Raw genomic sequence first — 12,797 nt, 5'->3', positions numbered from 1 at the left:
TTTAAAATTTCATTCAATAAACAGCCAGTTCAATCCGAACAATTCCTTCTTCGGAGTATCGGCAGGACGAACTTTCACAGTATATATCCCGGCTTCCGGGAATTTAACCTTGCCCAAATGGCGGGTGTAGAACTCTCCGAATCCCTTAGGCCCTGCCAGGGTCACAGCCTTGATGGAATCCACTCCTTCCACTTCCACCTGATAAGGCTGCCCGGCAGACGCCGAATCACAGGAATAACAGATTGCCAGTTCCCTCTCCCCTGCTTCAGGGATATACACTTTCCAGGAAGCAGCGTCATCCGCCGACTTCCATCCGCGGATACTGGTAGGAGATATATACCCCACTCCGGTGACATCCACTCCTTTCGCACGTTCCAGTCCGCCCGCAAGGGATGCTTTCGCCTGTTCCATCGCAATACCACCGAAGTTGATTTCGCCACAGAAACCGTTCTCTGCCTGTAATTCGCCTTCCACTTCCAGTTCGATGACCGAGTCATAAGATACCGGCTCGCTTATCGGCCCTTGTACATGCAAAAGTAAGCCTTTCTGCACAAATTCCACATTTTTATTATTCAAAGAAGGGATGCGTGCTGCCAATACCTTATTCTTCAATCCGTTGACACGGATAATGCCGTCCGAAGGCCATTCAAAAACATGCAGGTACACTTTTGTCTTACCATCCCCGGTACGCTGCGTGATAAGCCCCCAGTCCTGTGAATCCTCAGCAAAAGGAGAAGGATAAGTGCCGTGGAAACCAACCTTATTCTGATGTATCATCTTGCCTATTTCAGAGATACGGGTCTTGATTTCGGGCGGGATGGAACCATCGGCACGAGGGCCGATATTCAGCATCACATTGCCGCCTTTATAGATACCTTTCACGATTTCGCGGACAAAGTACGTGGTAGAACGCCAATTCTGGTCATCACGGTTGTACCCCCAAGTATGATTGAAAGTCGCCGCCGTCTCCCAGGTATGTCCGAGCGGTTGAGCCGGAAACTCATTGTCACCCATCGTCTGGAAATCAACGCCGTTATCTCCTACTTCATGAATCCCCAAGCGGGTATTTACCAATACGGTAGGGTCAAGTTCGCGCACCATGGCAAGCATGTCGCGCATCTGTTTTTCCGTCATTTGCCCTTCGGCAACAGGGTCTTCGCGCCAACAGTCGAACCAGAACAGTTTCACACCATAGTCCTTTATCAGTTCGGCTACCTGCGGCATTGCCTTTTCACGCCAGTATTTATCATACTCTTCTTCTGTCGGCAATTGGCGGAAAGGAGCCTGTACATCCCCGCGCCCTGCCGCAACACGGTCAAAACCGGGCTTCTGCTCGTCCGCATAGTCCCAGTCGTTATTACGTCCGTTCGGATGTCCCCAGTCCAACCAGTGGGAATAATAAGCACAAAGAACAATACCATGTTTCTCGCATTTCTCTTTCAAGCATTTCAATACGTCGAAATTGGTTCCCGACAGCTTCCCATAGGTATAGTCACTGACTTTCGAGTTCCAGAAAGCAACCCCGTCATGATGCTTCGTCACAAAAGTGAGATATTTGAATCCCCCCTCTTTCGTGGCAATCACCCAGTCCTCTATCTCCTTCTCGGAAATCGGCATGCGTTTGGCCATTTGATCCCAGTCGGACTTCTGTACCTTATTATGGCAGCGTATCCATTCGGCATATTCCGAGTTACGTACTTTCTCACCATAAAAACGACCGGACGCCGGAGTACACAACGACCAGTGAATCATTATGCCGAGACGTGCTTCCTCAAACCACTTGACTCTTTCTTTCTGCGTCCGCGGAAGAGGCTCTGTTTCTTTTTCGGGATTCCGCTTGCCGCAACTGAAGAATAACAAACCTGCGACAAGCACCAACCAACTTTTACTCATAATCATTTTTTTGATATTAGATTTTTTTTGATATTAGTGTCTTGGTACAAAGATAGGAGATACAAAAAACCTCCAGGGGCACATAGCGTACAATGCAGGTTAACTCCCCGTACAAATCGCCGTCTCAGATAGTACAGCCGCGATTTGTACGCATTGTGTCCGTCGTTTGTACTGACAATGCCGGTAGTAAATTGCCATAGTTCCGACATTTGCCGTATCAGTTTAAAAACAGAAATGTCTAATCTTAATTTAAGAACATGAAAAAGAATCGAATCTTATTTTCGAAAAGAAGCCAGTCCTTTCTTTGGATACTGCTTTTCTCTATTTCCACTGTCTTCGCACAGGTTGCCGTAACCGGAGTGGTGACAGACGAACTCAAAGAACCGATGCCCGGCGTAAGCGTCATTGTCAAAGGGACAAAAACGGGAACTGTCACCGATACCAACGGACGCTACCGTATATCAATGCCGAAAGGTTCATCCGTGCTCACCTTTTCTTTTTTAGGATACGCCGTTAAAGAAGTAACGGTAGGCAACAAGAAACAAATCAACGTCGAAATGAAAGAAGATGCCAAGATGCTGGACGAAGTGGTAGCCATCGGTTACGGTTCGGTGAAGAAAAGCGACTTGACCGGTTCCGTCAGCAAAGCCGACATGGGAGACTTGACAAAGGCGGCGGTTGCTTCCATCGACCAGGCTCTCGCGGGACGCATCGCAGGCGTACAGGTAGTTGCCACCGACGGACGACCGGGAGCCACCTCCAATATCGTCATCCGGGGTAGTAACACTATCTCCGACAGTTCCGACGGTTCCCCTCTTTATGTAATCGACGGTTTCCCGATGGAAGACCCTAACTTAGCAGCTTACAACCCGAACGATATCGAGTCTATCGACGTGTTGAAAGACGCATCGGCCACCGCTATCTACGGAGCCCGTGGAGCCAACGGTGTCATCATCATTCAGACGAAAAGAGGAAAGGAAGCTCCCCCTACCGTAACTTACGACGGTTATTTCTCCTGGCAAACGGAACCACAGTTCCTCAAAATGATGGGAGCTTACGACTTCGTGAAGTTGCAGACAGAGCTGAACCAGTACAGCGAACAATACCTGGACAGAACTTACCTGAGTTATGATGAGAAGTTGGGTCGTCACCAGACATTGGAAGATTACCGTAACAGAAAAGCATACAACTGGCAGGACATCGTACTGGACGGCGCACCGTTCACCAGCCATCATGTGTCCCTCAACGGTGGTACGCAACGCACCAAATACAGCGCAAGCGCCTCTTATTTCCACCAGAAAGGTACATTGACCGGCTCTGAATACAACAGCTTCCGTACACGTCTGACCCTTGACCAGCAGATTACATCCAATGTTACCGTAGGATTTACCGTAAACTATGCCAACAACAAGACACATGGTGCCAACCCGTCCGAAAGTCACGGGGGATGGACATCGAGCCACTACCTTTTCTACTCCGTATTAGGATACCGCCCGCTGGCTTACAAGCTGGACGAAGATATATTGAACCAGCCTTTTGACCCGAATATCAACAGTGCTACCGACTACCGCTACAATCCGGTGAAAACCGTCCAGAATGAAGATTCCGGTAATTTAAGCCGCCAACTGAACATGAACGCTTACCTGACCTGGAAAATCACCAAAAAACTGGAGTTCAAGGTGACAGGCGCACTGAGTTCGAATATTGTCAGAAGTACCACATTCAATAATTCACAGACTTATTGGGGTGACGCACGTTACCAGCCTGACAAGCAGAACGGTAGCTTCAACTACAGGGAATACAACAACTGGTCAAACGACTACACGTTGACTTACCGCACGAAAGTGAAGAACCATAATATCTTGGGTATGTTGGGAGCGTCAATCTCCAGCAACCAGTATCAATACCTCGGCGGTCAGGCATCACTGGTTCCGTGGGAAGAACTCGGACTCTGGGGTATAGACCAGGGAACTCCCAAGAAGATTTATGCCGAGAAGACCGAGCAACACATGATGTCTTTCTTTGCACGTGCCAATTATGACTGGAAATCACGCTACCTGCTCACAGGAACAGTCCGTGCCGATGGTTCTTCACGACTGATATACAACAAATGGGGCTACTTCCCGTCAGCATCCGGAGCCTGGAGAATCTCCGAAGAAAAATTCATGAGACCCGCCCGTAAGTGGATGTCCAACCTGAAACTGAGAGTAGGCTGGGGTATCACGGGAAACAACCGTACGCAGGAGAATTATCCGTCACACCTGCTGTATGCCGGCAATGAGAATTATGCGTTCAATAATACTATGTCTCCCGCCATCTACATACGCCAGATGGCAAATAAAGACTTGAAGTGGGAATCCACTTATCAGACGAATATCGGAGTAGACCTCGGATTCTTCGGAAACCGTATCAATGCAGTCATCGACTATTATAACAAGCATACCAAAGACCTGTTGCTGTATGCCGACACTCCCCCATCCATCGGATTCGAACAAGTGCAGCAGAATATCGGTAGCGTTCGCAACTCCGGTTTTGAGTTTGCCATCAACACAGTCAACCTGAAAGGCGGAAACAATAAGCTGAAATGGACAAGTTCATTCAACATCTCGTTCAACAAGAACGAAATCACCGCATTGTCCGACGGACAGACAAGCCGCGTAGTGGGCATCCGCTACCCGGAAATTCCGGATATGTATATCGCCAAGGTAGGCCATCCGCTTTCCGAAATGTACGGATATGTATTTGACGGAGTATATCAGTACGAAGACTTCAATGAAGTATCACCGAACACATTTGTACTGAAAGAAGGTATCCCCGACAACGGACGCAAGAGAAGCGAAATCCGTCCGGGCGACCCGAAACTGAAAGATATCAACGGCGACGGTAAGATTACGACGGACGACCGCACCATCATCGGTCACGGACTTCCGATACATATCGGCGGTTTCACCAACCGGTTCGAATACAAAGGATTCGATTTAAGCATTTTCCTGCAATGGTCTTACGGTAACGACCTGATTAACTACAACCGCAAACTGCTGGAAGAGCTCAAGAGCGCGCACACCAACCAACTGGCTACTGCGGTGAACCACTGGACACCCCGCACGGTCAACGCGGACGGTTCCATCACTCCGGGAAATTACACCAATTACCTGTGGGCTCCCACCAGAGGTTTCTACGAACCGGGATTCAATACCGACCGCGAAGTGGAAGACGCTTCCGTTCTCCGCCTGAAAACGATACAGTTGGGATACAACTTCCCCGCCAAATGGCTGAGCAAGTGTAAAATCAAATCACTGCGGCTCTATGTCACCGGACAGGATTTGATTACATGGACTAACTATTCCGGCTACGACCCCGAAGTGTCTACCCGCAACTCGTCCATGACGAGAGGATTCGACTACTCGGCATATCCGCGCTCGGCAACCTATACATTCGGTGTGAAAATGAGTTTGTAATAACCTGATTAAACGAAAGAAGAAAATGAAGAAACTATTGATATATATCAGCCTGGCAACTTGCCTGTCAGCCTGTGACTTCCTCGAAACGGACACTTACGATGAACTGTCGGAAAACAATGTGTACAACACCCTCGAAAGTTGCGAAGCAGGACTGGCGGGAATCTACGACCCGATGAGCAGTTCAAAGCTCTACGGCGGACACCTTATTACGACCTGTGATGCCGGCTCGGACATCATGGTGTACAACAAGCAGTATAGTATCGGTATGACAAAGCTCTACCTCAACAACTATACTTCCGTTGACAAAGAGCTGAAAGAGGCATGGACGGAACTGTACAAAGGCATCAACCGTGCCAATACTTACATCGAAGCCATCACCGACAAACCGGCGGATGTATGCAAGGATGAGCGTACCAAACAACGCCTGCTGGCAGAAGCCAAAGGTATGCGTGCCCTTTACTACATGAATCTGGTCAGTTTTTGGGGAGAAGTCCCCTTGCGCCTGACGGCTACCCGCGACCTGAAATCGCAGAAACTGAAGCGCAGCCCGCAAATAGACATCTACAATCAAATCATTTCAGACCTTGAGGAAGCCGAAAAAGGCTGCCTCACCGCAGATGAACTGGCACAAGCCGGACATATATCGGTAACCACGGCACAAGCACTGATGGCAAGAGCCTATATGTGGATGTCCGGTTATCCGGTCTATGCCGACAAATGGAACGAAGCATTGACTTACGCCCGCAAGGTAAGAGACAGCGAACTGCACGAACTGGTACAAGACCGTGGTGACTTGAACGGCTATGAAGCGCTTTTTATCGACCTGTGTTCCGACAAATATAACTGGAAGGAAAATATGTTTGAAGCGGAAATGTACGGCAACGACCTGAACATCACCCGCGAATCCGGTTCTATCGGCCTTTCAATCGGAATCACCCAGGGTTCGGCTCTCGACCCCGACAACGGTTTCTGCTACGGCTTCTATAACGGTACCCGTATCCTGTTCCGTATGTATGAAGAGGGTGACAAACGCAAATGGTGGAACTTTACCAACTATGGTTTCCAAACGGAAAAGATAAGCGAGAACGTGGAAAAGGTAACACGCAAGTACAAGACGGAATCCGAACTGAAATCCATGCGTGACGGAGATGCAGCCAAATACCGCAGGGAATATGAAGTAGTACGACCGCTGACACAATACAGCACGTCCATTAATATCCCCATCATGCGTTATGCAGACGTATTGCTGATGATTGCCGAAGCTGCCAACGAGGTGAACCAGGCTCCTACCCAGGAAGCGGTGGATGCCATCAATGAGGTAAGAAAGAGAGCGAAAGCCAGTGAAGTCAAACTTGGTGACTATGATTACGAAAGTTTCCGCGAACTGGTTCGCGACGAACGTGCCCGTGAATTGTGTTATGAAGGCAACCGCAAAATGGACTTGCGCCGTTGGGGCAAGGATTATTTCGAGAAACGTATCAAGATGCTGGCAGACCAGAACATCATCGTAGGCGGAGAATATGACGGTGACAAAATAGGTTATGATTTGGTATCTGGTGGCGGAACGAACATCAAGGCACAACCGGCTATCGAGCTGCAACCCAAGCATATCTATTTCCCTATTCCGGAAACAGAACTGAACACCAATCCTATATGCGGACAGAACGAGGGATGGTAATTTTATAAACGATAAAAGAACAACGCTTTATGAAGTACAAAAATACACTATTATATGGAATGCTCCTGCTACTGGCAGGTACATTCGAAGCCTGCGACAATAACGGCATTGACGACTTGGATTTCAGCATAAGTCTGGACAATCCGCAAGAAACTTTTAAAGTAGGCGAACCTGTCACTTTCAATCTGTACGGAGACCCTGATTATCTGCTCTTCTATTCCGGAGAGTATGGCAAGAAATATGCTAACCGCAACAGGACAATGGCTGATGTGGAAGCCCTGAGTTTAACATACAACTTAGAATTAAAATATGCCGCCAAAAGATTCAGAAACGGAACACGCGTATTGATTTCGGAAGACTTCAACGGGATTTATGACGAAGAAAACATCAATAAAGCTACTTGGAGTGATATGAACGGACAATTGCAAGTACCTGTCATAGAGTCGGATAATGAGGGCTACCAACACGGAACCATCAGCAACGTGCAGGTCGATTTGTCGGACTACAAATATAAAAACTTCTATCTGGCCATCGAATATAATCTGCCTGCCCTGAATGAGGAAGAAAAAGGAAAGTATGTTCATCCCGATGTCTACTTCTATCCGAAGCTGAATCAGACCATAGACGGAAAAATGACACAGAAGACATCTCCGAAAGCTGATTTTGGATTTAACTTCGTAAGAATCAAATCGAACGACACTTCGAGTGACAACCCGACCGTTACCGCAGTAGACGACTCGAAAGTTTCCATCAATGGACGTAACGGGAAAAACGGTACACACGTATGGGCAATCAGTTTGCCCATAGATGCAGCAAAGGTCAGTGTAGACGAAGGACTTTCTATCAAGAACTATTCCGCAGCCTTGCCCAAATACTCGCACATTTACAACGAACCGGGCGAATATACGGTCACTTTCGTTGCACGCAACGCCAATGCATGGAATTGCACGGAACAGGTAAAAGAGATAAAAGTAACTGTGGTGGAATAATGTCCGACATACACAGCCTAATAAATAACAATCATTAAAATCACATGGAAAACAAATTACTTTATACAGCTTTATTAATGGCCGCCGCATCGCTAACCTTCTGCGGATGTGACAATAACAACGAAGGAAAAGATGAAATACAGACCACCGACACGCCTTTGGTCTTGACCGGGAAAAACTACAGTTTCGACCCGAAAGCCGCAGGTGCAGAGTGGAAAAACGGAAAGAATATCGGTATCTTCCTGACGACGGAAAATGGAGAGGAGATAATAAACTCTTACGAGAATGTTTTGTATAAGTCCATCGAAGTGCCTGCGGGCTATTTTGCCCCGCCTGTGGGAGACGACCCTATCTATTTCCCGCAAGACGGCAGCAAGACGAATCTCATCGCCTACTTCCCCTACTCGGAGAGTCTGACGGAGAACCGCATTGCAATGGATGTATCCAACCAGAACAGTGCATCGCCCTTTAATTTTCTTTATTCCAACAATTGCAAAGGAGTAGGTAAAGACAATAATAAGGTAGTTATGGAACTCCGTCCGGTGTTGTCGCAAGTCGTGCTCGACCTTGTTCCCGGTGACGGAGTGACGAAGGAATATCTGGAAGAAGCAACCGTCCTACTGAAAGGGATGAATAGTAAAGCACAGTTCAATCTGCTGAGCGCTCAGTTCGAGAACTTAGAAGCAAAGAAGGATATCAAAATGAGAGCCAGTGAAACAGCCAACAGCGACACGGCACAAGTGATTCCGACAGCTTCGATAGAAGGCGCCCAACTTTATGTTTCACTCCCCAAAATGAACCGGGAATATACTTGGGAATTATCGGAAAAGTTATCTGAGCTTAAACAAGGTTATCGTTATATATGTACTGCCACAATTTCTTTGGACAAGATTTCCGTTGAAACAACGGAAGAACCGATTGCAGACTGGACTGACGGTAATCAAGCTACCGGCAATTTGCAGGAGAACTGGATACAGAGGACAATTGACGATTTACCGACAGGAGCAATAAAAGTAGAGACAGTAAATGATAAGCCCTGGCAATATGAGATTGGCAACTGGATTTTTGTAGCGAAGAGTGTTAGCCAAATTGGAGAAGCGGCAGTTATCAATGAATCGTCTTTGGGACACAACGTGATACATTGCAAGATAAACGACAATAATACTTGGTATAAGACCTACATCGCTCACAGAATGCCGACTCCGAAACGGGAAGTATATACTCTCAAATTCAAAATGAAAGGTACTGCCAACAAGTCGGTAAGATGTATCATCTTAAGAGAAGATAAAAAGATTATAGCTATCAATGCCCCCGATAATAAATATCAGGGAGCCTATATGCTCAACCTTACAGAAGAATACAAGGAATATCAGATAGACTTCGATTTCTCCAAACAGGTTTTAAGTATCTATAATACCGTCACAGACTATACAGAAACAACAGATGAAGTCCTGGAGAATCTGTTCCTTCAGTTCTCACCTGCAAACAATGATACTGAATTCTACCTGTACGATGTAGTACTTGAACTCAAAAAGAACTAATTAATAACAACTCTAAAAAAACAAGAAGTATGAAAACAATGAACTTTAAACTGGGATTGGCATCTTTATTGGCTGCCGCCCTTCTGACTTCAGTGAACGCAAAAGCATCTGACAACAACGCCGACAAGCAAAAAGACAAAGTGGAAATTAAAGCCATCGCCAGCTTGCCTGTGGGAAAAATAGACCCTGTACACGATGACAAGACCAATCCCGAAGAAACAGACTTATGGCTCTATCGCGTGATGAACGAACTGGAAACAGGAGACGTAAAGGTGGAACTCGACAAAGCTCTGAATCGTAACGTAATCCGTTGCGACTTCTACCAGCAGAAGAGCTGGTACGGCACTTACCTGTGCTACCGTACCAAGAATCAGGAAATGCAACGCAAAGTATATCGCCTCACTTTCAAGGCAAAAGGCACTTCGGGCAATAACATGAAAGTTATCATCGTCGGCAATAACGGCAAGGAATGTGTCATCACAGCGCGCAAGAGCGAATCCGAAACGCCTGCCGGATACAAACAGATTAATCTGAAGAAAGACTATACCGAATATGCACTCGACTTCGACTTCTCCCAAAAAGTAAAAGCCCCCTACCCGTATCCTGACGGCAATGGTGAACTGGGAGAAACATCGGACGAAACGCTGACTAATTTCTTCATCATGTTCTCTCCGAACAGTGAATTCACCAAGTTTGTTCTGGACGACGTGAAACTCGAACTGAAAAAGTAACACAACTTCCATAACAATTGAAAATCATGAAAACACAATACTTACGATTGGGAATAGCGTCTTTATTGACGCTCATTCTCGGTTCGTGCAGCCAGGATGCAACAGACGGTACATTCCCCCAGGAAACGGGTAAAGAGATTGTTTTCAGTACCAGCATCATGCAGACGCGCACGCAGACCACCGACCGGAAGACGGTGTTTGTAGACGAAGACCACATCGGGGTCTTCGTCCTCAACCGGTCTACTTCCGCAACTCTTCACAGCAACCTGAATTATCTGTATAAAGAAAACGCATGGAGCTCTGAAACTCCCGTCACTTTCCCTCTTGACGGAAGCGACGTCAATTTCTATGCTTACTACCCATACGCAGAAGGAAGCACGGCAACCGTTTTCGACTTTACCGTCAGTACAGACCAGGCAGCCAACGGATTGAACCCGAGCGACCTGTTGCTGGCTGAGAACGTGACATCGGAAGCGAACGATGAGGCGGTTACCCTTTCATTCACCCATGCCCTGGCGTTGCTTGAAGTAAAAGTCACCCTACCCGCAGGAGTAAAGGCAGACAAAGTGATACTGAAAGCCCACACGACCGCTTCGGTAGACCTCAAAGCACAGACCGCAACTGTGAAGTCAGATGTGCCCGTATCCGAAATAACTTTGATGAGGCTCAGTGACGACACCTTCCGCGGTGTAGTCCCCGCACAGGAATTAAGCGAAAGATGCATCAAAATCATCGGTGACAACGGCGCGTCATATCGGTACACAGCCGACAGTCCGACGACATTGCAAGCGAACAGCATTAATACGATAACCGCCATTTGCCAATGAAACGACTAGGAAACATGCCGGGAAAGAGTATTCTTTACCTGTTTTGTCTACTGGTGATAGCGGCCTGTCATTCCGACGAAAAGCCGGAAGAGGCAGGCCCTTTGCCTGTTGTACCCACCCCTGAACCGGAGCCCGAACCGGAAACGTCCGATTGCAAGGCATGGACAGACTTCGTGGCAGGTAACGAAGCGAACATACTCCTTGATTTCTCCTACGCCGGATACAAACACGGAGAAACGGCACCACCCGATGTATGGACATTGGGATATACTGTTTATGATGTCACCGACTACGGAGCCATCCCCGACGACGGCAAATCCGACCGGAATGCCATACTGAAGATTCTTGATAAAATAGGTATCAACGGTAACCGCAAAGCCAACGCCCTTATTTATTTTCCCGAAGGTGAATTCATCCTTTATGATGAAAGCGACCGGGGCGGCACGGACAACGACGTGAGAATGCAGATACGTGCCGGAAATATCATCCTGAAAGGGGCAGGACGAGACAAGACCATCCTCACCATGGCAGCCCCCTACCCGCCGCTGCCCAATGTGGAATGGGCAGGCTCCATGTTCGACTTCAAGAACTGGAACGGATTCTCGAACCTGTTGGCAAAAGTAACGGGAAGTTCGCCGAAAGGCAGTTTCTCCGTTGAGGTGGCTTCTACGGGAAGCATCCGTCCGGGCGACCGCGTCTGCCTGAAACTGGAAGACAACTCTCCCGAACTGATTGCCGAAGAACTACATCCTTATCGGTGGATGACTTCCATGACGCAGTTACAGACGCAAGGCGTGCAAGTGTACGATTTCCACGAAGTGAAATCCGTCAGCGGCAACCACATCACCTTCGCCGAGCCCATCATGCATGAAGTGAATCCCCGCTGGAACTGGACTGTCTGCCACTACGACTGCTACGAGAACGTGGGAGTGGAAGACCTGTCTTTCAAAGGGCAGGCAGGAGAGGATTTTGTTCATAGCCAATGGTATGAAAACTCCGCCTACAAGCCACTCGCCTTCCAGCAGATTGTCAATGGCTGGGTACGCCGGGTGGATTTCTACAGTGTCAGCGAAGCGGCCACCTTCACCTTGTGCGCCAATATATCCGCTTACGACATCCGCATCGCAGGCAACCGCGGACATTGCTCCGTACATACTTCCGGCTCGTCACGGGTACTGATAGCGGACGTAAGGGACGAAGCTAAATCCAAAACGATGACAAATGCAGGACAATGGCATGCAGTAGGTGTCAGCAAGCAATCGTTGGGAACAGTCATCAAGGACTGTATCTGGGGAAATGACACTAATTTCGAATCGCACGCTACACAACCCAGAGCAACTTTGCTGGATGGTTGCACAGGCGGCTTTCTCCAGTCCCATCAAGGTGGGGATACGAATCAACTGCCCAATCATCTGGACGATCTGGTACTTTGGAATTTCTGCGCAACCCGTACCCTTTCCAACGAAGCCGACAAGTGGATATGGTGGAGCGACGAACGCGGTTGGAAATTTCTTCCACCGGTTATTGTCGGTTTTCATGGAGAAAATGTTAATTTTGAAACTTCACACGTGAAACTGATAGAGAGCTATGGCAAGAAGGTTCGCCCGCTTTCCCTCTATGAGGCCCAGTTACAACGTCGGCTGGGACATTTGCCAGATATTGATTATCTTAAATAAA

8 protein-coding genes are annotated in these 12,797 nt (G+C 47.8%); 7 read left to right on the top strand and 1 reads right to left on the bottom strand.

Annotation, left to right across the window (positions count from 1 at the left end; genetic code table 11):
• Positions 1-9 precede the first annotated feature (9 nt).
• Positions 10-1,893, bottom strand: a complete 1,884-nt coding sequence (locus tag AB5443_RS09600) for an alpha-L-fucosidase (RefSeq protein WP_195408135.1) — start codon at positions 1,891-1,893, stop codon at positions 10-12.
• A 257-nt stretch (positions 1,894-2,150) separates the two neighbouring features.
• Here AB5443_RS09600 and AB5443_RS09595 point away from each other — a divergent pair, with 257 nt between their 5' ends.
• Genes AB5443_RS09595 through AB5443_RS09565 form a run of 7 tightly spaced genes read left to right on the top strand, consistent with a single transcriptional unit; the run spans position 2,151 to position 12,796 of the window.
• Positions 2,151-5,351, top strand: a complete 3,201-nt coding sequence (locus AB5443_RS09595; protein WP_022139657.1) for a TonB-dependent receptor — start codon at positions 2,151-2,153, stop codon at positions 5,349-5,351.
• Between the two features lie 25 nt (positions 5,352-5,376).
• Positions 5,377-7,032 (top strand): RagB/SusD family nutrient uptake outer membrane protein, encoded by a 1,656-nt coding sequence (locus tag AB5443_RS09590; protein ID WP_022139658.1) that lies wholly within the window; start codon positions 5,377-5,379, stop codon positions 7,030-7,032.
• Between the two features lie 29 nt (positions 7,033-7,061).
• Positions 7,062-8,021 (top strand): DUF5017 domain-containing protein, encoded by a 960-nt coding sequence (locus tag AB5443_RS09585; RefSeq protein ID WP_307995650.1) that lies wholly within the window; start codon positions 7,062-7,064, stop codon positions 8,019-8,021.
• A gap of 44 nt (positions 8,022-8,065) precedes the next feature.
• Positions 8,066-9,562, top strand: coding sequence for a fimbrillin family protein (locus tag AB5443_RS09580; RefSeq protein ID WP_368114024.1), 1,497 nt, complete (start codon positions 8,066-8,068; stop codon positions 9,560-9,562).
• Between the two features lie 29 nt (positions 9,563-9,591).
• Positions 9,592-10,293 (top strand): DUF4627 domain-containing protein, encoded by a 702-nt coding sequence (locus AB5443_RS09575; protein WP_073343153.1) that lies wholly within the window; start codon positions 9,592-9,594, stop codon positions 10,291-10,293.
• A 26-nt stretch (positions 10,294-10,319) separates the two neighbouring features.
• On the top strand, positions 10,320-11,120 hold the full coding sequence (locus tag AB5443_RS09570; protein ID WP_307995648.1) for a fimbrillin family protein: 801 nt from the start codon (positions 10,320-10,322) through the stop codon (positions 11,118-11,120).
• On the top strand, positions 11,117-12,796 hold the full coding sequence (locus AB5443_RS09565) for a DUF4955 domain-containing protein (protein WP_307995647.1): 1,680 nt from the start codon (positions 11,117-11,119) through the stop codon (positions 12,794-12,796). The genes AB5443_RS09570 and AB5443_RS09565 overlap by 4 nt, the downstream gene beginning before the upstream one ends.
• Position 12,797: the final 1 nt, after the last annotated feature.

The organism is Bacteroides sp. RTP21281st1_H5_RTP21281_210402 (assembly GCF_040918965.1).
In the GTDB taxonomy this organism is placed as follows: Bacteria; Bacteroidota; Bacteroidia; order Bacteroidales; family Bacteroidaceae; genus Bacteroides; species Bacteroides congonensis.
Note: the sequence above shows the minus strand (reverse complement) of the source record. Positions and strands in the feature narration are given on the sequence as shown.